Genomic DNA, 21,799 nt, shown 5'->3' with positions numbered 1-21,799 from the left:
GAATCCCACGATTCCGGGAATCTCGTGTGAAAGGGATGAAACGTGCGATCCATTTGGAACGGCGCCATTTCCTTCGGCCTGGTCAGCATCCCGATCAAGCTGGTGAACGCCACCGAGAGCCGGTCCGTGTCCTTCCGCCAGATCCACGCCGAGGACGGCGGCCGGATCCGCTACCGCAAGGTGTGCGAGCTGGACGGCGAGGAGGTCTCCCAGGCGGAGATCGGCAAGGCGTACGAGGACGCCGACGGGACCATGATCCCGATCACCGACGACGATCTGGCGTCCCTGCCGCTGCCGACGGCGAAGACGATCGAGATCGTGGCCTTCGTGCCGGCCGGGGAGATCGACCCGCTCCAGATGGACGCCGCGTACTACCTCTCCGCGAGCGGCGTGCCGGCCGCCAAGCCGTACACCCTGCTGCGGGAGGCGCTCAAGCGCAGCGACAAGGTGGCGGTGGCGAAGTACGCGCTGCGGGGGCGGGAGCGGCTGGGGATGCTCAGGGTCGTGGACGACGTGATCGCCATGCACGGACTGCTCTGGCCGGACGAGATCCGCGCCCCCGAAGGGGTGGCCCCGGAGACTCCGGTCGCGATCCGGGACGCCGAACTGGACCTGGCGGACGCCCTGATGGCCACGCTCGGCGAGGTGGACATCACCACCCTGCACGACGACTACCGGGAGGCCGTCGAGCAGATGATCGCCGCGAAGGCGGAGGGCGGCGAGGGGCTGGCGCCACCGGAACCCGAGGCGGAGGGCGGCGGAAGGGTCATCGACCTGATGGCCGCGCTGGAGAGCAGTGTCCGCGCGGCGAAGGAGGCGCGCGGGGAGGGCGGGGTCGCCGAGGTGACCGAGCTGGCGCCGCGCAAGGCGTCGTCGCGGACCCCGAAGGAGACCGGCGCGCGGAAGTCCACGGCGAGGACGGCCGCGAAGAAGACGGCGGCACCGGCGCGCAAGTCGACGTCCAAGGCGGCGACGGGCGGCAAGGCCGCGGCGGCGAAGTCGACCGCGAAGTCGACGGCGAAATCCACCGCGAAGTCCACCGCGAAGAAGGCGGCGGCCAAGAAGACGACGGCGAAGAAGGCGACCCCGCGCAAGCGCAGTGCGTGAGGCCGCCGGCCACGGCCCTTCGGGGCACTCCCTAAGGGGTGTCCCGGAGCAGCTCCCGCAGTGACCCCTTCATGGCGTCGACGAACGCCTCCCGCTCCGCCTCGCCCACCAGGTCGAGCGAGAGGTACGGGTTCAGGTCCTCCAGCTCCACCAGCAGCAGCTCCCCGTCCGGGGCCCGGCACGCGTCCACGCGCTGGATGCCGAAGTCCAGGGCGTTCCAGTCGACGAAGCGCTGGGCGAACTCCAGGTCCGCGGCGGTCGGCGCGTACGGTTCGAGCCTCCAGCGGGCCTCCGGGTCCGGGGCGTACAGCGCGTACTGGAAGGTGTGCCCGACGAAGTAGAACGACACCTCGTACGCGAACGGGATGCGCGGCTGGACGAGCATCCCCGCCGGGTCCACCTCGTCGAGCCCGGCCCGTTCCACGAATCTGAGGCCGACCGAGTCCGCACCGAGCAGGGGCTTCACGACGTACTCGTCGGCCTCCGGCAGCCGGTCGAACTCCTCGCGACGTCCCGCCGTGGGAATGACCGGAAATCCCTCCCTCGACAGGCGGAGGAGGTAGTCCTTCCCGGCCATGTCGCCCTTGCCGGAGAGCGAGTTGAACATGCGCACGCCCGCCTCGCGCGCGGCGCGCGTGAAGGTGTCGTACGCCTCCTGGTAGTGGATCACGGGCCCGCTGTTGCGTACGACGACGGCGTCGAAGCGGTCCATCAGCGCGGCCGCGTCGAGCGGATGGCAGAGCGCGACCTCGAACTCCTCGCGGAGCCGGCCGGAGAGCCAGATGTCCTCGTCGCAGTAGCGACGCCCGCGCGCCTGATAGCCGAGGTCGGTGACGTAAAGAAGCGTTCCCATGGAGGCATCCAAGCAGAGGCCGGGCGAGGGTTCGCACTCCGATCAGAAGGGCTAATCAACGGGCCCTGGGGCGGTGGCCGTTACCTCCGTATCGTTTTTGGAGGTAACAGCTACGGAGGAGGAACCTTCACATGAGCCCCATCGCCTCGCGCCACTACTTCGAGACCCAGCTCCAGCTCACCGAGGACCCGCTGCTGGTCGCGGCCCGCCTCGCCGACTCGGGTCTGCACGAGTCGTACGTCGTCTACGAGAACGGTGGCAGCTGGTCCTACGCGGGCGGCGTCCGCGCCGAGCTGACGCTGGACCGCACCGGCGCCCGGCTGACCCAGGAGGACGTCCCGGACGCCTTCCGCCCGTGGAACGACCAGCCCCTGCGCCTGGTGTCCGAGCTGCTCGACACCGTCACCGTGCCGTACTGGAGGGCCTACGGCTGGGCCACCTTCGAGCTCTCCTACGCCAAGGACGGCAACCTGGACGGCATCGGCGACGGCCGGCTGATGCACCTCGTCGTGCCGCGCGCCGAGGTCCGCTTCGAGGCCGGCCACGCCCTGCTGCGCGCCTCCGACCAGGCCACCCTCGACGCGCTCCTCACCACCGTCGCCAACCCCGGCCCCACCCTGGACGGGCAGCCCCGCCCGCTGGACGTGCACGCCACCGGCGGCGCCCAGTACCGCGAGGCGGTGCGGCTCGCCGTCGACGAGATCAACGCGGGACAGCTGCACAAGGTGATCCTGTCCCGCGTCGTCGAGGTCGACGACGACGTCGACCTGACCGGCACCTACGTGGCCGGCCGCCGCGGCAACAACCCCGCCCGCTCCTTCATGCTCAACCTGGGCGGCACCGAGGCCATCGGCTTCAGCCCGGAGATCGTCGTCCAGGTCTCCGAGGACGGCCGGGTCGTCAGCCAGCCGCTGGCCGGCACCCGCGCCCTCACCGGCGACCTGCTCACCGACGAGGGTCTGCGCGCGGACCTCTTCGGCTCGCCCAAGGAGGTCTACGAGCACGCCATCTCGGTCAAGGTCGGCGCCGACGAACTGGTCGACGTCTGTGTCGAGGGCTCGGTCGAGGTGCCGGAGTTCATGGCCATTCGCGAGCGCGGCAGCGTCCAGCACCTCGCCTCCCGCGTCGCCGGCAAGCTCGCCCCCGGCCGCGAGGCCTGGGACGCCTTCGGCGCGGTCTTCCCCGCCGTCACCGCCTCCGGAGTGCCGAAGTCGGCCGCGTACGACTCCATACGCCGGCACGAGCCGGAGTCCCGCGGCCTCTACAGCGGCGCGGTCCTCACCGTCGACCACACCGGGGCGATGGACGCTGCCCTGGTGCTGCGCAGCGCCTATCGCAAGGACGGGCGCACCTGGCTGCGGGCAGGCGCCGGCATCGTCGGACACTCCACGCCGGAGCGCGAGTTCGAGGAGACCTGCGAGAAGCTCGACAGCGTCGCGCGCTTCCTGGTGCCCGCCGGCGCGGGGGCGGGCGGTACGCGATGAGGGTCGCCGCCGAGCTCCACCTCGCCGGCGTCGGCAGCTGGCTGCCGGACGAGGTGACGACCACCGACGCGGTCGCCCACGGCTGGTACGAGGAGGCCGACCGCAAGGCGTCCGGGATGCTCGCCGTCCGCGTGGCCGGGGAGCTGCCCGCCCCCGAGATGGCCGTACGGGCCGCCCGCACCGCGCTGCGCAGGGCGGGCCGGACCGGGCTCACCCCCGACGACTACGGCGCGCTGCTGCACTGCGCCACCTACCACCAGGGCCCCGACGGCTGGTCCGCCCCGCACTACGTCCTGCACCGCACCCTGGACCGGCCGGTCGGCGCGGCCCAGGTCGGCCCCGGCTGCCTCGGGATGCTGACCGCCCTGGAGATGGCCGCCCACCGGCTGGCCGCCGACGACGGCAAGGACGCCGTCCTGCTCACCGCGGCCGACAACTTCTCCGCACCCCTGGTGGACCGCTGGAACTCCTCCCGGTTGTTCCTCCTCGCCGACGGCGGCGCGGCCGCGGTGGTCTCCCGGCGGGACGGCTTCGCCCGGCTGCTGTCGGTCGGCTCGGTCTCCGCCCCGTCGATGGAGGAGCTGCACCGCGGCGGCGAGGAGCTCTTCCCGCCCGGCATCACCGTCGGCCGTTCCCTCAACTTCGAGGAGCGCAGCGACCACTGGCGCAAGCGGTGGGCCGAGGGCGCGGCGCCGCCGAAGGTGCACCTCGGCGACGTGGTCGCCGAGGCGGTGGACCGCGCCCTGGTGGACGCCGACACCGACCTGGAGAAGGTGGCGCGGATCTGCCACACCGGCTACTCCGACGGCGCCTTGCACACCATCTACCTCGACCCGCTGGACGTCGAAGCCGCCCACGGCACCTGGGAGTTCACCCGCCACATCGGGCACGTCGGCGCCGCCGACCCGTTCATCGGGCTCGAACGCCTCTGGACGCGGGGCGAGGTCGCACCCGGCGACCGCGTGCTGCTGCTCGCGGCGGGCCCCGGCATGGAGGTCGCCTGCGCGGTCGTGGAGATCACCGCGCCCTATCTGCCGGCCGCCGGCACCGACAGCGGCACCGCACCTCAGGAGGAGGACCAGTGATGCTCGAAGGATGCACCCCCTGGCCGGCCGGGACGGCCGACCACTACCGCCGGGAGGGAGTGTGGAACGGCACCGATCTCGGGTCGCTGCCGCGTGCCTGGGCCGACCGGTACGGCGACGCCACCGCGCTCGTCGCCGGTGAGACCCGGATCAGCTACACCGAACTCGCCGACCGGGTGGACCGCAGGGCCGCCGGATTCGTACGACAGGGGGTCGAACCGGGCGACCGGATCGTGCTCCAGCTGCCCAACGTGCCCGAGTTCGTCGAGGTGGCGTTCGCGCTGTTCCGGGCCGGTGCCAAGCCGGTCTTCTCGCTCACCTCCCACCGCTCGAACGAGATCCGGCACCTGTGCGAGCTGTCGGGCGCCACCGGATACGTCGTCCCCGGCGTCTTCCGCGGCTTCGACCACACCGCGCTGGCCCTGGAGATGGCGGCCGAACTGCCGGCCCTCCGCAGGATCTACGCCCAGGGGGAGAACTCCTCGCCCGCCGTCGTCCCGCTGGAGGCGGTGGACGCCGACCCGGTCGAGCTGCCCGCCAACGACCCCTCGGACGTGGCCTTCTTCCTGCTCTCCGGAGGAACGACCGCGCTGCCCAAGCTCATCCCGCGCACCCACGACGACTACGCCTACCAGACCCGTACGGTCGGCGCCCTCGCCGGTCTGACCCCCGAGGACGTCTATCTGGCCGCGCTGCCGGTGGAGTTCAACTTCACCTGGGGCTGCCCCGGAGTGGTCGGCACCCTCTCGGCCGGTGGCACCGTCGTCCTCGCCCCGGACCCCACCGCGGACGACTGCTTCGCGTTGATCGAGCGGGAGCGCGTCACCCTCACCTCGGTAGTGCCCACCGTCGCCCGACTCTGGCTGGACGAGCGCGAGTGGTCCGACGCGGACCTGTCCAGCCTCAAGGTCCTCCAGATCGGCGGGGCCCGGCTCGAACCGGAGCTCGCCGCGCGCGTCACCCCCGAACTCGGCTGCCGGCTCCAGCAGGTCTTCGGCATGGCGGAGGGGCTCCTCACCATGTCCCGGCCCGACGACGACCCGCACTCCGTCCTGCACACCCAGGGGCGGCCGGTCTCCCCGTTCGACGAGGTGAAGATCGTCGACGAGCGGGGGGAGGAGGTGCCCGCCGGGGTCACCGGAGAGCTGCTCACCCGGGGCCCGTACACCCTGCGCGGCTACTACCGGGCACCCGAGCACAACGCCAGGGCGTTCACGAGCGACGGCTTCTACCGCACCGGTGACCTCGCCAGCCTCACGGAGGACGGCCGCCTGATCGTCCAGGGACGGCTCAAGGACGTCGTCATCCGCGGCGGCGACAAGATCGCGGCCGGCGAGGTGGAGGCCCATCTGCTCAGCTGCCCGGGGATCGCCGCGGCGGCCGTGGTGCCGGTGCCGGACGAGTTCCTCGGCGAGCGGATCTACGCCTTCCTGGTCGGCCGCCCCGACGGAGAGGTGCCCTCCCTCGCCGACCTCAAGGCCGCGCTGCACGCACGCGGGCTCGCCGACTACAAGCTGCCGGACCGCGCCGAGTTCGTCGTGGACCTACCGCTGACACCCCTCGGAAAGATCGACAAGAAGGTGCTCTCGGCAGCCGCCGCCGACCCCTCACTGTCACGCTGCTGGACCCCCGCGCCCCGGCCCGAGGCCACGCCCGGCACAGCGCCGGACGCCACGTCCGAGGCCACCCCGGACAGCACGTCCGACGTTGCGCCCGCGCCCGTTCCTTCTCTCTCGACCTCACAGAAAGGGTGAACCGCCATGGCCGGCATACGTGCCGCACGTACCGCTCCGCGCACCTCACCGCTCTCCGCCGTCGAACTCCGCCAGGAGGTGGCCGCCGTCCTCGGTGCACAGCCCGACGCCATCCCTGGTGACGCCCATCTCGTCCACCTGGGACTCGGCTCGCTGGAGATGATGCGCCTCGTCACCCGCTGGCGCAGGCAGGGCCTGCCCGCCGAGTTCGCCGAACTCGCCGCCGCCCCCACCCTCGACGACTGGCACCGCCACCTCACCGCCGCCTGGAACACCCGGACCGCGGAGGTGGCGTGATGAGCGCCCTCCTGGTCAAGGGCGGCTGCCTCTACCCGGCGGACTCCGGCGACACCGTCGTCCCCGACGGGGCCGTCCTCGCCGAGGACGGCGTGGTGATCGCGGTCGGCCCGGTCGCCGAGGTCGAGGCCTACATCCGGCCCGAACAGCGCGCCGTGCTGCGGACCATCGACGCCCGGGGCCGGATGATCCTGCCCGGCTTCGTCAATCCGCACTGGCACGAGATGTTCGCGATGCGCTTCCCCTTCAAGGGCGCGCTGCGCGACGCCTCCGACCGCGACGACAAGCCCGTGTTCATGGCGCTCGGCGGCGACGTCCCGCAGATCTCCGTCATCTTCGACTCCTTCCACGGACAGGTGGACCGCCTCACGCCCGACGAGGCGCTCGCCATCGCCCGGTACTCGATGTGGACGCAGCTGCGCTCCGGTGTGACCGCCCTGGGCGACGTCGGCTCCCTCAACAAGCCGGAGGCGCTCGCCCGCGCCGCCCGCGACCTCGGGATGCGCCTCACGGTGAGCACCTGGGCCTCGGACGCGGTGTGCGCCCCCGGGGACACCCGCTTCCGCCGCACCCGCGACGCCGACGACGAGCTCCAGCGCATCGAGAAGCTCCTGATCGACTGCGCGAACGACCCCGAGGGGCTCGTCCGGGCCTGGCCGACCGCCGTCTACGGCACCAACATGACCGATGAACTCGGCGCCGGATTCGCCGAGTTGGTGGCCCGCTTCGACGTTCCGTTCGCCGCCCACGTCGGCGCGCTGCGCAACGAGGCCGAGGTGATGCTCGCGTACCACGGCTCCACCCCGGTGCGGCGCTTCGCCGACCTCGGACTGCTCTCCGACCGGTTCATGGCGGTGCACTGCGCGTTCGCCGACGCGGGCGAGCGGGCCCTGCTGATCGGCGCGGGTGCGCACATCAGCCACTCGCCGGCCAAGTACGGCCCCGCGGGGGAGGCGTCCCTCACCGAGACCCGGCTGTTCCCGGAGTTCCGCCGGGCCGGACTCGATGTCTCGCTCTCCACCGACGGCGCCGCCATGCCGATCGGAGGGATGGCCGAGTCCATGCGGGTGGCGTGGCAGATCTACAACGAGATGTACGCCGACCCCACCGAGGTGCTGCCCACCGACGCACTGGCGATGGCGACCCGACTGCCCGCCCGAGGGCTCGACCAGGGCGAGCGGATCGGCAGCCTCGAACCGGGCAAGCAGGCCGACCTGCTGCTGGTGAAGGCCGACGACTGGCGCTATCTCCTCAACCCCCGTCCGCTGGAGGGCTTCCTCGCGCTGGGCGGCTCCATGGACGTGGACACCGTGATCGTCGCCGGCCGGGTCCTGATCGAGGACGGCCGGTCCACCGGCCTGGACGAGGAGGTCCTGGAGGCCGACTACCTGGAGGCACTGAGCTCCTTCACCGTCCGCTGCCTGGGGGTCGACGCCGACGCGGTCGCCGCCCGGCTGCGGCAGCGCACCGAGACGCTCGCGGTCCGCCGGCTCGCAAAGGCCGGCCTGGTCACCCTCCCCACCGACCGGAAGGAACGGCGATGAACACCAAGACGGCCCTGGTCACCGGGGCGGCGGGCGGAATCGGGGCGGCCGTGGCCCGGGCCCTGGCCGCGGAGGGCGTGCGTGTCGCGCTGCTCGACGCCGATCCGCTCGCCCTGGAACCGCTGACGAAGGAGCTGAGGACGGCGGGCGCGTCCGTCCTGGCGCTGGGCGTGGACGTGCGCTCCAGCAGCGAGGTGGACGCCGCCGTCGACCGTACGGAGCGTGAACTGGGGCCCCTCGACCATCTGGTGAACGCCGCCGGTGTGCTGCGCACCGGCGAGGTCGCGGACTACAGCGACGAGGACTGGGACACCACCTTCGCCGTCAACGCCACCGGGGTCTTCCACGTCAGCCGCGCGGTCGCCAACCGGATGGTGCCGCGCCGGTCCGGGGCGATCGTCACGGTCGCCTCGAACGCGGCGGGCATCCCGCGCTGGAACATGGCCGCCTACGCGGCCTCCAAGGCCGCCGCCACCAGCTTCACCAAGACGCTGGGGCTCGAACTGGCCCGCTACGGCATCCGCTGCAACGTGGTCGCGCCCGGCTCCACCGAGACGCCGATGCTCACCGCGATGTACGCCGACGGCGACGCGGCCCGCCCCTCCGTCGAGGGCTCGCCCGGCACGTACCGCCTGGGCATCCCGCTCGGCAAGCTCGCCCAGCCCGAGGACATCGCCCACGCCGTGCTCTTCCTGCTCTCCGACCGGGCCTCGCACATCACCCTGCACGGTCTGACGGTGGACGGCGGCGCCGCGCTCGGCGTCTGAACCGCGCGCCCTTGTTCCCGTTCCTCCTCCTCTTATCCCTGGAGCCACGATGGCCATTCCTCTGATCGACTCCTATCCCATGCCGGCCGAGGACGAGCTGCCGCGCAACACCGCGCCCTGGACGGTCGACCCCGACCGCGCGGTCCTGCTCGTCCACGACCTGCAGAACTACTTCCTGAGCCCCTTCGGCCACGGCGGCCCGGACGAGGGCCGCCAGCCGCTGTCCGATCTGATGGACCACACCGAGGTGCTGCGCGGCGCCTTCGCGGCGGTCGGCGCGCCGGTCGTCTACACCGCCCAGCCCGGCGGGATGACGGAGCAACAGCGCGGACTGCTCAAGGACTTCTGGGGCGCGGGGATGAGCGCCGACCCGGACCACCGGGCCATTCCGGAGCGGATCGCGCCCGCCCCCGGTGACCGGGTGTTCACCAAGTGGCGGCCCAGCGCCTTCTGCCGTACCGATCTGCTCGCCCTGCTGCGCGACACCGGCCGCGACCAGCTGGTGATCTGCGGGGTCTACGCACATGTCGGCATCCTGATGACCGCCCACGAGGGCTTCTCCCACGACATCCAGACCTTCGTGGTGGGCGACGCGGTCGCCGACTTCTCCGCCGAGCGGCACCGCGAGACGCTGGAATACGTCTCCTCCCGCTGCTCGGTCACCGTCTCCACCCGTGCGGTCCTGGCCGCACTGGACGGAGGCGTGCGATGAGCCTCCACCCGCTGCTCGCCCGGGTGCTCGGCGCCGATCCGCCACCGTTCGCGCTGCTGCACCGGCCCGGCGCCACCGGACCCGACCGGATCGACCTGATCGTCGGCCCGACCACCGAGCGCGAACTGATCGCCGACATCCCGCTGCCCGCCGAGGCGCCGGGCGGCGCACGGCACGAGGTCCTGGCGCTGCTGCCGTACCGGCAGATCCGCGAGCGGGGCTACGCCTGCCCCGACGACGGGGCGCCGCTCCTCACCATGGACGTCGAGGACCAGGCGGTGCTGCCGCTCGACGAGGTGCTCGCCGCGCTGCCCGACCTGCCGATCGCGATGGACGAGGGGTCCTTCGACTCCGACGACGAGGAGTACGCGGCCCGGGTGCGCCGTGTGCTCACCGAGGAGATCGGCAGAGGCGCCGGGGCCAACTTCGTCATCAAGCGCTCCTTCACGGCGCGGATCGACGACTGGTCGGCGCGGACCGCGCTGTCCTTCTTCCGCCGGCTCGCGGGCCGCGACCCCGGCGGCTACTGGACCTTCGTCGTGCACACCGGGGACCGCACCTTCGTGGGCGCCTCCCCGGAGCGCCACATCAGCCTGGACGCCGGCCAGGTCGTGATGAACCCGATCAGCGGCACCTACCGCTATCCGGCGGACGGCCCCGACCTGGCCGGACTGCTCGACTTCCTCGCCGACCCGAAGGAGGCCAACGAGCTGTACATGGTGCTCGACGAGGAGCTCAAGATGATGGGCCGGGTCTGCGACCTGGGCGGCCGGGTCACCGGCCCCGCCCTCAAGCAGATGGCCCGGCTCGCCCACACCGAGTACCTCATCGAGGGCCGGAGCTCCCTGGACGTACGGGACATCCTGCGCGAGACCCTGTTCGCGCCCACCGTCACCGGCGGCCCGCTGGAGAGCGCCTGCGAGGTGATCAGCCGTCACGAGCCCGAGGGGCGCGGCTACTACGCGGGGGTGGCCGCGCTCATCGGCAGGGACGAGCACGGCGCCCGCAGCATGGACTCGGCCATCCTCATCCGTACGGCGGAGATCGACGCGGCCGGACAGGTCCGCATCCCGGTGGGCGCCACCCTCGTCCGCGACTCCGACCCGGCGGGCGAGGCCGCGGAGACCCGGGCCAAGGCGGCCGGCCTCATCGAGGCGCTGCGCTCCCCGACGGGCGCCCCGGGCGGACAGGCCCGGGCGGCGGCCGCCCTCAAGGCCCACCCGGACGTGCTCCGTGCCCTGGCCGCCCGCAACGAGCCGCTGGCCGACTTCTGGTTCCGGCCGCCCGCCGAGCGCAGCCGTCCGGTGGACGGCCTGGCCGGCCGGCGCGTGCTGGTGATCGACGCAGAGGACACCTTCACGGCGATGGCCCGCCATCTGCTGGAGGCCCAGGGACTGCGGATCGTGGTGAAGCGTTACGACGAGGACTTCCGGATCGACGCGCACGACCTCGTCATCGTCGGGCCGGGGCCCGGCGACCCGAGGGACACCGCCGATCCCAAGATCGCGCGGATGCGGCAGGTGACCGCCGAACTCCTCGACTGGGGCATCCCGTTCCTCTCCGTCTGCCTCGGCCATCAGGTGCTGAGCACGCTGCTCGGGCTCCCGCTCGTCCGGCACCCCATGCCCACCCAGGGGCTCCAGCGGCACATCGAGTGCTTCGGCCGCACCGAACCCGTCGGCTTCTACAACACCTTCGCCGCCCACGCCGAGCAGGACCTGATCGACAGCCCCACCGCCCGTCCCGGGCAGGTCCGGGTGTTCCGCGAGAAGACGGGCGAGGTGCACGCCCTGCGCGGTCCGGGGTTCGCCTCGGTGCAGTTCCACCCCGCCTCGGTCCTGACCCGGCGTGGCGGCGAGCTGCTGGCCGAGATCCTCTCCGGGCTGCTCGGAGAGGTAACGGAGCTTTATCGGGAGGCCGTTGTCCCCACTCCGATACCTGCATAACGTCGTAACCGGTAACAGAAGTCCGGGCCGAACCGCCTCGGCCCGCCCACCGCGCCCACCCAGGAAGGACCTGTCCGATGCGCTTCGACAACATCTGGATCGCCGGCACCGGAGGCACCCTCGGTGAATCCGTGCCGGTGGACGAGGCGGTGGCCGACGGCTCCTACTCGGCCGACGCCGCCGCCAGCACCGGCATGATCAGCTACTCCCGCTCGGCCGAGGCGCCGCCGGAGATGGCCGTCACCGCCGGCCGGCAGGCGATCAAGGAGGCCGGCGAGAAGGGCGCGACGGTCGACCCGGACTCCCTCGTCCTGCACAGCCACGGCCACTTCCAGGGCATCGACATGTGGCCGGCCGCCTGTTGGATCGCCCGCGAGCTGCTCGGCCCCACCCTCAACAGCATGCCGATGACCGTCGCCGCCTGGTCCAACGGCTCGCTCGCCTCGCTCGACGTCGCCGCCTCTACCCTGATCGCCCGTCCCGACGTGCCCTCCGCCCTGATCACCCTCGCGGACCGCTTCGCGCCGCCCAGCAACCGCTGGTACACCTCGCCGGGCATGGTCTTCGGCGACGGCGCCGCGGCCGCCGTGGTCACCCGCGACACCGGCCGGCTGCGCCTGCGGTCCCTGGTCAGCGAGACCGACACCGTCCTGGAGGGCCTCTCCCGCGGCGCCGAGCCCTTCCGCACCGCGCCCGGCGAGCAGCCGGACATGCGCCGCAGGACCCGCGAGTTCCTCGCCACCGGCGAGGTGTCGCTGCGCGATGTGCAGACCCGGTCGGTCGAGCGCACCCGCAGCGTCGTCGGCCGCGCCCTCGACGAGGCGGACGTGGCGCCGGACGGCATCGACTGGCTGGTGACCCCTTTCGTCGGCCGGACCCTGCACCGCGAGAGCTTCGTACGGCACCTGGACATCGCCCCGCGGAACTCGCTGTACGAACTGGGCCTGACCATCGGTCACCTCGGCCCCTGCGACCAGCTGTACGGCCTCGACCACCTGCTGAAGAACGACCTGCTGAGCCCCGGGGACCGCGTCCTCGTCATCGGTACCGGCATGGGCTTCACCTTCTCCGCCGCGGTCCTCACCGCCGACGGGATCTGACCCTCCCGCCCCACCACGCCCTTCACCTCCCCTCAGGAAAGGACATACGCAGATGAGCCTCGTCCGCACCCCGGCCACCGCTCCCACCGACACGTTCACTGGTATCCCCGCCGCCGCCCGGCTGCCCACGCCCGCCGAGCTCCGCGAGGAGATCCCGCTGCCGCCACTCGCCCGCAAGACCACCCAGAGAGCCAGGCGCGAGATCGCCCGCGTGCTCTCCGGCCAGGACGACCGTCTCCTCGTCATCGCGGGACCCTGCTCCGTGCACGACCCGGACGCCGCCCTCACCTACGCCGAGCGGCTCTCCGCGCTCGCCGCCGAGCTGGAGGACCGACTCCTCGTCGTCATGCGGGTGTACGTCGAGAAGCCCCGTACCCGGGTCGGCTGGAAGGGGCTGCTCAGCGACCCGCGCCTCGACGGCTCGCAGGACCTGCCCAGCGGGCTGCGGCTGGCCCGCGGGCTGATGGCCCAGATCGCGGGCAGCGGGCTGCCTGTGGCCTGCGAGTTCCTCGACCCGCTGGTGCCGCACTACCTGTCCGACGCGGTCTCCTGGGGCTGCATCGGCGCCCGTACCGTCCAGAGCCAGGTGCATCGCCAGGTCACCAGTGGCCTCGGTATGCCGATCGGCTTCAAGAACGCCACCGGCGGCAGCGTCGAGGACGCGGTGGACGCCATCGTCTCCGCCTCCCACCCGCACGTGTACCCGGGCATCGGCGACGACGGCAGGGCCGCCGTGGTCAGCACCGACGGCAACCCCGACGGCCATGTGGTGCTGCGCGGCGGCAGCGCGGGCCCCAACTACGGGGCCGAGCCGGTCGCCGACGTCCTGGCGCAGCTGGCCGCCGCCGGGCTGCCGCAGCGACTCGTCGTCGACGCCAGCCACGGCAACAGCAACAAGGACCACGAGCGTCAGCCCCTGGTCACGAGCGACATCGCCCGGCGCGTCGCCGCCGGCGAGGAGGGCGTCGCCGGCGTCATGATCGAGAGCTTCCTCGCCGCCGGCCGACAGGACCTCCGGATCGGCCGTACGGACCTGCTCACCTATGGCCAGAGCGTCACCGACGCCTGTGTGGACTGGTCGCAGACCGCCCACATGATCGAGGAGCTCGCCGCCGCGGTCGCCACCCGCCGCGCGGCGCAGGCGGCGCAGGCGGCGTAGGCGCCGAGCACTGACCCGAAGCACCACCGCAACGCGCCCGGGGCAAGGCCCGAGCGCAAGGCGCGCCCCACAGCAACGCGGCGGCGGCAAGGCCCCGTAGCACAAGGCGCCCGCGGCAGCGCCCGAGCGCAACGTCCCCCACAGCAAAGCGCCGGGCGCAAGGCCATCGCAGGGCCCCGAGCGCAAGGCGCCCGCGGCAAGACCCCACCGCAAAGCGCCGAGCGCAAGGCCCCACACAAGGCCCCGAGCGCAACGCGCCCACCGTAACGCCCCACCGCAAGGCCCCACCGCAACGCCCCACCGCCGGGACCCCACGGGCCCCCCACCACCGCGCGCACCCCCTCCGTGCGCGGTGCCCGCCCGGCGTCCCTCCCCGGCTCCGCCCCTTCCGACTTCGTGAACCTCCCGAGAGGAATCAACACCGTGGCAGTCAACACGAGTTCGACCCTGCCCCTGGCCCGCGTTCTCGACGGTGCGCGGACCGCGGCTCCGCACCGGCACACCCTCACCGTCCCCGCGCCCGCCGCGGCCCGCCCCGAGGAGTACGCGACGGCCGCGCTGGCCGCGCTCGTGCACCGCTACACCGGAGAGACGGAACTCCTCGTCGGACGGCAACGACACCCGGACTCCGTCGAGTCCGTCGCGATACGGGTGGCCGGCGACACCACGGCCGCGCAGCTCCTGGAGGCCGCCGCCCAGGCCGGCACCGCCGACGGCGCAGAGGCCCCCGCAGGCCGTCCGGCGCACGCGGCCGTGACCACCGTCGGCAGCCCCGCCGGCGAGGCGCCCGCTGCGCTGACCCTGGCCGTCTCCCCGGTCGAAGGCACCTTCGAACTGTCGCTGGACGGCGCCGAGTTCGACGCGCAGGCCGCCGAGCAGTACGCCCGCCATCTGGAGCGGGTGCTCGACGCCCTGGCCGCCGAGCCCGAGGGCACCGTGCACGACATCGCCCTGCTCACGAGTGAGGAGCTCCACCGCACCCTGGTGGAGTGGAACGACACCGCGGGTCCGGTTCCGCAGCCCTTCTTCCACGAGCGCGTCGCCGAGCACGCCCGCCGCACCCCCGACGCCCTGGCCGTGATCCTGCCCGGCTCCCGGCTGACGTACCGCGAGCTCGACGAGCAGGCCAACCAGCTCGCCCACCGGCTGAAGGCCCGTGGCGTGCGGCCCGGAGCCCGGGTCGGCGTCTGCTTCCCGCGCAGCGCGGAGAGCCTCATCGCCCAGCTGGCCTGCTTCAAGCTGGCCTGTGCCGCGATCCTGCTGGACAGCGACTTCCCGGCGGAGCGGATCCGCTACATGATCGAGGACGCCTCGGCCGCCGCCGTCCTGACCCTGGCCGCCCACGAGTCGAAGGTCGAGGGTCTCGCCCCGGTCCTGGCCCTGGACACCGACGACTGGCGGACCGAGCCGGTCACCGAGGTCAGCGAGCCTGTCGGCGCCGACGACCTCATCCACATCTGCTACACCTCGGGCTCCACCGGCGCCCCCAAGGCCGTCATGGTCCGCTTCGGTGCCGCCCGCAACCTGATCCACAGCATGAGCGAGCTGTGCGGCATGTCCAGCGCCTCCCAGGGCACCTGGCTGGCGGCCCCCGGCTACGGAATGATCGAGGTCGAGTGCTTCCCGGTGCTCGCCGTCGGCGGCACCGTGCACATCCCGGACGTCTCCGTGGTCGCCTCCGAGTACCGCCTCCAGGAGTGGTTCCTGCGCGAGGGCATCACCACCACCCTGCTGATGAAGCCGATGGCCGAGCGACTGTGGCGGCTGGAGTGGCCCGAGGACACCCCGCTGGAGAACATCCGCGTCTGCGGCGAGCGCATCCAGTCCTGGCCGCCGGCCGGCCTGCCGTTCCGCCTCATCAACCTGTACGGCTCCGCCGAGGCGACCGTCGTCGCCAGCTGCGACATCACCGAGATGGGCGAGCGGCTCGGCGAGGAGGGGCGCGCCCGCAGGCTGCCGCCCATCGGCCGGCCCACCACCAACGTCACCATCTACGTCCTCGACGAGGACCTCCGCCCGCTGCCGCCGGGCCTGGTGGGCGAGCTCTGCATCGCCGGCGTCAGCCTCTCGGCCGGCTACCTGGGCCGCCCGGAGGCCACCGCGGAGAAGTGGATCACCAACCCGATCGACCCGGCCCGCCACCCGATCATGTACCGCACGGGCGACCTCGCCCGGTACTGGCCGGACGGCAGCATCGAGATCGTCGGCCGCACCGACAACCAGGTCAAGGTGCGCGGCAACCGGGTCCACCTCGGCGAGATCGAGGTCGTCCTGACCACCCTGGCCGGCGTCCAGCAGGCGGCCGTCCTGGCGCGCCAGGACGACCAGGGCGATGTGCAGCTGACCGCCTACATCGAGCCCGACACCGGCGCCTCTCCCTCCGTACGGGAGATCCGCCGCGGACTCGCCCAGCGGCTGCCGTCCTTCATGGTCCCCGCGGCCTTCGTCGTCGGCGGACTGCCGACCAGCGTCAACGGCAAGATCGACCGCGCCGCGCTGCCCGAGCCGCCGCGCTCCCGTCGGGACGTCGACACCGCCTACCAGGCGCCGGCCGGAGAGCTGGAGGAGTCGCTGCACGCGCTGTGGTCGAAGGTCCTGGAACTGGACGGCGTCGGCGTGCTCGACAACTTCTTCGACCTGGGCGGCGACTCGCTGCGGGCGGCCCGGCTGACCGAGCTGGTCCGCGAGGAGCACGGTGTCGAGCTGGAGCTGGTCGACCTCTTCGACGAGCCGACGGTGGAGAAGATGGCCGAGCTGGTGGCCCGTACCGCCGCCGCTGCCTGAGACCCGGCCCGGCCGGTCTCGAGCGGCCGGCATACGACGGTGGCCCCCACGTCCCGTGTGGGGGGCGGCCGGCATACGACGGTGGCCCCCACGTCCCGTGTGGGGGCCGCCGTCGTATCCGCGGTGCGGGCCGCCGGGGCCGGGAGGGCGCGTCAGGCGCCCAGCATCTCCAGATAGTGCTCGTTGTACATGATGCCGAGGACGTTGCCGAAGGGATCGGTCACGGACGCGGTGACGAAGCCGGGACCGTACTCGGTCAGCGGCGTGTACAGCGTGGCGCCCATCGAGAGCAGCCGGGCGAGCGTGCCCTCCACGTCGTCGACGTGCCAGTGGCCGATCGCGCCGCCCGGGACGTCGGGCAGGCCCGGCGGGGCGTAGCGCCGGTCGATGAGACCGAGTTCGGTCTGGTGGTCACCGATCCTGAACTCGTAGTAGGCGGCGGGCTTCCCGTCGCCCGGGCGCTCGAAGTACGGCTGGACGCCCAGCAGTTCCGCGTACCACGTCTTGGCTGCTTCCACGTCGTCGGCAAAGAAGTTGACGGTGGCAAGTCCTCGCAGCATGGGTGGTTCCTTCCTTCGTTCCGTATCCGAGACCATCCTCCGACCCAAAGTGCTCACCAACTGAGCACTTTAGGAGAGAAGCTGGGAACATGCGCGCTGACCGACTCGTTTCCGCCCTTCTGCTCATGCAGCGCAGGGGCCGGGTGACCGCCGCCGAGCTGGCGAAAGAGCTCGACGTGTCCGTCGCCACCGCACGCCGTGACCTGGAGGCGATGTCCGCCGCCGGCATCCCGGTGTATCCGCAACCGGGCCGCGGGGGCGGCTGGTCGCTCGTCGGCGGGGCGCGGACCGACCTCAGCGGCCTGTCGGCCAACGAGGCCCAGGCGCTGTTCCTGCTCGTCGGCCCGGCCGCGGCGGCCTCCGGGGACGCCAAGGCCGCGCTGAACAAGCTGTTGCGGGCGCTGCCGCAGACCTTCCGGGCCGATGCGGAGGCCGCCGCCGACGCCACCATGGTCGACCCCACCCCGTGGGGCGAACGCGACCGCGACCGACCGGAGATGGTCGACCGCCTGCAGGCCGCTGTGATCCGCCGGCGCAAGGTCCGGCTGACGTACACCAACGGCGCCCGGGAGCGGACCGAGCGGGTCGTCGATCCCTGGGGCCTGGTCGACAAGGACGACATCTGGTACCTGATCGCCGGCACCGAGCGAGGGCGGCGCACCTTCCGGGTCGACCGGATCGGTGCGGCGGAGCAGACCGGCGAAGCCGCCGAGCGCCCAGATGACTTCACGCTCGCCACGGCCTGGCAGGAGGTCGTCGGCGACGTGGAGCGCAAGCGCTCGCGCACCTGGGCGACCGTGCTCGTCGAGACCCGGTACGTGAACGTCCTGCGCGACCGGTTCGGGCGCCACTGCCACGCCGACGGGGAGGCCGCCGACGGGCGCGCCCGGATCCGCCTCGCCTCGCCGACCCCGCTGGACGTCGCCCGGAACCTGGCCGGCTGGGGTGGCCTGATCGAGGTGCTCGAACCCGTCGCCGTACAGGTGGAGTTGGCGCGGATAGGGACCGAACTGGCCGCTCGGTACGCGGGGGTGGGCGCGGACGAGGACGACCGCCGGGACGAGGACGACCGCCGGGTCAGGCCCTGGGCCCGGGACGAGGACGACCGCCACCCCTCGCTCGAAGCGGGGTGGCGGTCGTCGTCGGATGCGCCGGGGGAGCCGTGCGTCATGCCGCCTCGGCAAGCGCCAGAGCGGGCTCCCGGGTCTCGGTGAACGACGTGGAGCCGTGCAGCCACGCCACGGCCTCGCGCAACCCGGCGGGGGAGAGGCCCGCCAGCATCGCGTTGCGGGCCGGCACCTCGTCCCCGGCCGCGTGGTAGAGCCGATCGCCCAGCTCGCGCGCGGTCAGGGTGGTGCGCGCGGTCCGGTCCCGCCGCAGCGCGTTGTACTCCACCAGCCACCGCGGTACGTCCGCGGGCTCACGGGCGCCCAGCAGCCCGCCGAGGACCACAGCGTCCTCCAGGGCCATGCAGGCGCCCTGGGCCGCGTACTGGAGCATCGGATGCGCCGCGTCGCCGAGCAGCGCCACCCGGCCGTCCACCCACCCGTCGACCGGATCGCGGTCGCAGAGGACCCAGATCCGCCAGTCCCGGCCGAGCTCAAGCAGGCGTCGTGCCTCCTCGCAGAGTCCGGGGAACTCGCCCAGGACCCGCGAACGGCTCGCGGCCGCCCCGGTGATCTCCTCACGGGCGCCGTCGTCCCGGGTGGCCGCGAGGTTGAGGAACGCGCCGCCGCCGATCGGATAGTGCACGAAGTGCCAGCCCGGGCCCGCCCACAGGGTGACGGCCTTGGACCGCAGCTCCTCGGGCACCTCCGCCATCGGGATCACGGAACGGTAGATGGTGTGCCCCGAGATCCGCGGACCGCCGTCGCCGACGAGCTGGGCCCGTACCGCCGAACGCAGCCCGTCGGCACCGAGCAGCACGTCCGCGGAGAACCGTTCCCCGGCCGAGGTCAGCGCCGTCACCCGGTCACCGGTCTGCCGGTAGCCGGCCACCCGGTGTCCGGCGAGCAGCTCCACACCGGCCTCGCGGCAGCCGTCGAGCAGTGCCCGGTGCAGATCGCCCCGGTGGACCACGGCGTACGGACCGCCGAACCGGGTCCGGTACGCGCCGGTCAGCTCCATGGCGGCGACCCGCTGCCCCGACGTGCCGTCCAGGAACCGCAGTTCGTCGATGAAGTCGGCCCGCTCGGCCACCCGCTCGCGCACCCCCAGGATGCCGAGCGCGTGGAAGGCGTTGGGCGCCAGCTGGATTCCCGCACCGATCTCCGAGAACTCCGGCCGGCCCTCCAGGACCGTCGCCCGGTGTCCGGCCCGGGCCTGGGCCAGAGCGGCGGCGAGTCCGCCGATGCCGCCGCCCGCGACGAGTATGTGAGTCATCGTCTGCTCCTCTTACGATGCGGCGGCCGGCCCCGTCACCACGGGGCCGGCCGCCGGAATCAACAGCTGGGACCTACTTCGCCGTGGCCGGAGCGCCGACCGTGGCCTTCTTCTCGCCGCCGGAGGGGGCGGCGGCGGGGGCGGTGTGCGCGGCCGAGGCCACGGCGGTGCGCCGCAGACCGAGGACCGAGACCACGACGATGGCCACGGAGAGGCCGGTCGTGAACCAGAAGGCGCCCTGGAAGCCGCTGACCGGGATCGTCGCGACCTTGGCGCCGTGCACCACGCCGGCGAGGGCGACGCCGACCGCGAGGCCGATGCCGACACCCAGCTGACGGCTGGAGTTGAACAGACCGGAGGCCAGGCCCATCTGCGGTCCGCTGACACCGCTGGTGCCCGCGATGGCGGTGGAGATCATCATCACGGTCACGCCGAGGCCGATCAGCACACCGCCGGGCAGCACGCCCAGCCAGTACGAGCTGTCCGCGGTCACCTGCGCCAGCAGCGCCGCACCGGCGGCCAGCAGCACACCACCGGCGATCAGCACGTTGCGGGCACCGAGCTTGTGGGTGAGCTTGACGACCGGGAGGCTCGCCAGGAAGACCACGAAGGCCTGCGGGAAGAAGCCCATGCTCGCCCGCAGCGCGGAGTAGCCGAGCACCTGCTGCATGTACATCGTGATGAAGAAGGTCGACACCGACATCACGCCCCCGGACAGGAACGCGATCCCGTTGCCCGCCGACAGCGCGCGGTTACGGAAGATCGACAGCGGCACGAGCGGCCCGGAGACCCGGGTCTGGACGATCAGGAAGGCGATCAGCAGGGCGGCGCCGCCGCCCAGCGAGACGAGGACGCTCGTGGCGCCCCAGCCCTCGTCGGAGGCCTCGGTCAGACCGTAGGTGAGGGCACACATCGCCGAGGTGACCAGGATCGCGCCGGGCAGGTCGAGCTTGGACGAGCCGGTGCCCTTGTGGTCGGCGAGGAGCCGACGGGCGGCCAGGGCGACGAGCAGGATGCCGACCGGGACGTTGACGAGCATCACGGCGCGCCAGGTGAGGAACTCGGTGAGCAGACCGCCCGCGACCACACCGCCGGTGAAGCCGGCCGAGGAGACCGCGCCGAAGACGCCCATCGCCTTCACGCGCTCGGGGCCCTCGGGGAAGCCGCCGGCGATCATCGCGAGGACGGCGGGGGAGACGGCGGCGGCCGACAGGCCCTGGACCGCGCGGGCGAGCACGAGGATCCACGGCTCGTTGGCGATACCGCCGACGAGCGAGGCGATCGTGAAGACCGCCAGACCGGTCACGAACATCCGCTTGCGGCCGAAGACGTCACCGGCACGGCCGCCGAGCAGCAGGAAACCGCCGTAGAAGAGCGCGTACGCGCCGACGACCCACTGCAGTCCACTGGCGGTGAACCCGAGGTCACGCTGCATGGCGCCCAGGGCGACGTTCACGATGGCGAAGTCGAGGACGAGCATGAACTGTGCGGCGCACAGCAGGCCGAGCGGCGGCCGGGTGGACCCGGCCGTGCTGGTGGAGCTGGTCATGATGTTCCTTTCACGGGGAGACGAGCGGGAGCGGGGGATACCTGCGAAAGTGATTGGCCGGTAGGGTCTGCGGGATGACGGAACCCAAGCGCGTGCGACAGCCGGGCGACCGTGAGGTGGCCCCCGGCCGGCTCGCTCTGGTGCAGTCCTTCGTCAACAGCGTCAATGTCGAGTTCGGGCCGGACGAGTTCACGTCCGTCGCGGGGCTGACGCGGTGGATGGAGCGGCAGGGCTTCCCCGCGGGAGCCCTCGCCCCCTCCGAGCCCGACCGCGTCGAGGCGGTCGAGGTCCGGGAGGCGCTGCGCGCCCTCATGCGGGAGAACAACGGCGCCGGCGTCGACCCGGCGGCCCGCGCCGTCGTCGAACGCGTCGCCGCCGACTGCCCCTTGGTCCTGGCCTTCGACACCGACGGCGTTCCCGGCCTGCGCCCCGGTGGCACCGGCACCCGGGGCATGATCGGTCAGATCCTGGCGATCGTCGTCGAGGCCGCCGGCGACGGCTCCTGGCAGCGACTGAAGGCCTGTCACGAGCACCGCTGCGAGTGGGCCTTCTACGACCGGGCCCGCAACCGCAGCGGCCGCTGGTGCTCCATGGCCGTCTGCGGCACGCGCTCCAAGATGCAGACCTACCGTCAGGGGCTCCGGACTCCGGCCGGCGCCCGCTGACAGCAGCGCGGCCACGGACCGTACGGCGTCCGCCGGCCGTAACGCGCCGAC

At 72.6% G+C, this 21,799-nt stretch carries 18 protein-coding genes; 14 read left to right on the top strand and 4 right to left on the bottom strand.

Annotated features, from left to right (window positions below):
• Positions 1-42 precede the first annotated feature (42 nt).
• A complete protein-coding gene (gene ku, locus ACZ561_RS33565) occupies positions 43-1,107 on the top strand; it encodes a non-homologous end joining protein Ku (RefSeq protein ID WP_471002441.1) in 1,065 nt (354 codons plus the stop codon).
• 31 nt (positions 1,108-1,138) lie between these two features.
• On the opposite strand, the gene ACZ561_RS33560 is transcribed toward ku, so the two are convergent.
• The gene (locus ACZ561_RS33560; protein WP_471002438.1) at positions 1,139-1,960 is read right to left on the bottom strand and encodes an ATP-grasp domain-containing protein; all 822 of its coding nucleotides are present in this window, start codon (positions 1,958-1,960) and stop codon (positions 1,139-1,141) included.
• 131 nt (positions 1,961-2,091) lie between these two features.
• Here ACZ561_RS33560 and ACZ561_RS33555 point away from each other — a divergent pair, with 131 nt between their 5' ends.
• The 11 genes from ACZ561_RS33555 (at position 2,092) to ACZ561_RS33505 (ending at position 16,592) form a co-directional block, all read left to right on the top strand.
• Entirely contained in the window at positions 2,092-3,444 is a 1,353-nt protein-coding gene (locus tag ACZ561_RS33555; RefSeq protein ID WP_376441096.1) for a salicylate synthase, read from the top strand.
• Positions 3,441-4,529: a ketoacyl-ACP synthase III family protein gene (locus ACZ561_RS33550; protein WP_471002435.1), complete on the top strand. Its 1,089-nt coding sequence runs from the start codon at positions 3,441-3,443 to the stop codon at positions 4,527-4,529. The genes ACZ561_RS33555 and ACZ561_RS33550 overlap by 4 nt, the downstream gene beginning before the upstream one ends.
• Positions 4,529-6,283: a (2,3-dihydroxybenzoyl)adenylate synthase gene (locus ACZ561_RS33545; RefSeq protein ID WP_471002432.1), complete on the top strand. Its 1,755-nt coding sequence runs from the start codon at positions 4,529-4,531 to the stop codon at positions 6,281-6,283. Before ACZ561_RS33550 ends, ACZ561_RS33545 begins: the two co-directional genes overlap by 1 nt.
• A gap of 6 nt (positions 6,284-6,289) precedes the next feature.
• On the top strand, positions 6,290-6,580 hold the full coding sequence (locus ACZ561_RS33540) for a phosphopantetheine-binding protein (RefSeq protein WP_376441105.1): 291 nt from the start codon (positions 6,290-6,292) through the stop codon (positions 6,578-6,580).
• Positions 6,580-8,124 carry an amidohydrolase family protein gene (locus ACZ561_RS33535; RefSeq protein ID WP_471002430.1) on the top strand — a complete coding sequence of 515 codons (1,545 nt, stop codon included), beginning with the start codon at positions 6,580-6,582 and terminating at the stop codon, positions 8,122-8,124. The genes ACZ561_RS33540 and ACZ561_RS33535 overlap by 1 nt, the downstream gene beginning before the upstream one ends.
• The gene (locus tag ACZ561_RS33530) at positions 8,121-8,891 is read left to right on the top strand and encodes a 2,3-dihydro-2,3-dihydroxybenzoate dehydrogenase (protein WP_471002427.1); all 771 of its coding nucleotides are present in this window, start codon (positions 8,121-8,123) and stop codon (positions 8,889-8,891) included. The genes ACZ561_RS33535 and ACZ561_RS33530 overlap by 4 nt, the downstream gene beginning before the upstream one ends.
• Positions 8,892-8,940: 49 nt before the next feature.
• Positions 8,941-9,603: an isochorismatase family protein gene (locus ACZ561_RS33525; RefSeq protein ID WP_471002425.1), complete on the top strand. Its 663-nt coding sequence runs from the start codon at positions 8,941-8,943 to the stop codon at positions 9,601-9,603.
• Entirely contained in the window at positions 9,600-11,549 is a 1,950-nt protein-coding gene (locus ACZ561_RS33520) for an anthranilate synthase family protein (protein WP_471002422.1), read from the top strand. Before ACZ561_RS33525 ends, ACZ561_RS33520 begins: the two co-directional genes overlap by 4 nt.
• A 77-nt stretch (positions 11,550-11,626) precedes the next feature.
• Positions 11,627-12,649 (top strand): ketoacyl-ACP synthase III family protein, encoded by a 1,023-nt coding sequence (locus tag ACZ561_RS33515; protein ID WP_471002419.1) that lies wholly within the window; start codon positions 11,627-11,629, stop codon positions 12,647-12,649.
• Positions 12,650-12,701: 52 nt separating this feature from the next.
• Positions 12,702-13,808, top strand: a complete 1,107-nt coding sequence (locus tag ACZ561_RS33510) for a 3-deoxy-7-phosphoheptulonate synthase (RefSeq protein WP_471002416.1) — start codon at positions 12,702-12,704, stop codon at positions 13,806-13,808.
• Between the two features lie 423 nt (positions 13,809-14,231).
• Positions 14,232-16,592, top strand: coding sequence for a non-ribosomal peptide synthetase (locus ACZ561_RS33505; RefSeq protein WP_471002413.1), 2,361 nt, complete (start codon positions 14,232-14,234; stop codon positions 16,590-16,592).
• 152 nt (positions 16,593-16,744) lie between these two features.
• On the opposite strand, the gene ACZ561_RS33500 is transcribed toward ACZ561_RS33505, so the two are convergent.
• Positions 16,745-17,152: a VOC family protein gene (locus ACZ561_RS33500; RefSeq protein WP_471002410.1), complete on the bottom strand. Its 408-nt coding sequence runs from the start codon at positions 17,150-17,152 to the stop codon at positions 16,745-16,747.
• 89 nt (positions 17,153-17,241) lie between these two features.
• Between ACZ561_RS33500 and ACZ561_RS33495 the strand changes: the two genes are divergently transcribed.
• Positions 17,242-18,366, top strand: a complete 1,125-nt coding sequence (locus ACZ561_RS33495) for a helix-turn-helix transcriptional regulator (protein WP_471002407.1) — start codon at positions 17,242-17,244, stop codon at positions 18,364-18,366.
• Here ACZ561_RS33495 and ACZ561_RS33490 read toward each other — a convergent pair.
• Together ACZ561_RS33490 and ACZ561_RS33485 are read right to left on the bottom strand one after the other, a co-directional pair.
• Positions 18,320-19,534: an FAD-dependent monooxygenase gene (locus tag ACZ561_RS33490; protein WP_471002404.1), complete on the bottom strand. Its 1,215-nt coding sequence runs from the start codon at positions 19,532-19,534 to the stop codon at positions 18,320-18,322. The genes ACZ561_RS33495 and ACZ561_RS33490 overlap by 47 nt on opposite strands.
• A gap of 73 nt (positions 19,535-19,607) precedes the next feature.
• Positions 19,608-21,083: an MFS transporter gene (locus ACZ561_RS33485; protein ID WP_471002401.1), complete on the bottom strand. Its 1,476-nt coding sequence runs from the start codon at positions 21,081-21,083 to the stop codon at positions 19,608-19,610.
• Positions 21,084-21,157: 74 nt separating this feature from the next.
• Here ACZ561_RS33485 and ACZ561_RS33480 point away from each other — a divergent pair, with 74 nt between their 5' ends.
• Positions 21,158-21,748, top strand: a complete 591-nt coding sequence (locus tag ACZ561_RS33480) for a CGNR zinc finger domain-containing protein (RefSeq protein ID WP_471002398.1) — start codon at positions 21,158-21,160, stop codon at positions 21,746-21,748.
• Positions 21,749-21,799 lie beyond the last annotated feature (51 nt).

It is taken from the genome of Streptomyces sp. NPDC039609 (assembly GCF_055596705.1).
This window is presented reverse-complemented; position numbering and strand designations above follow the sequence as displayed.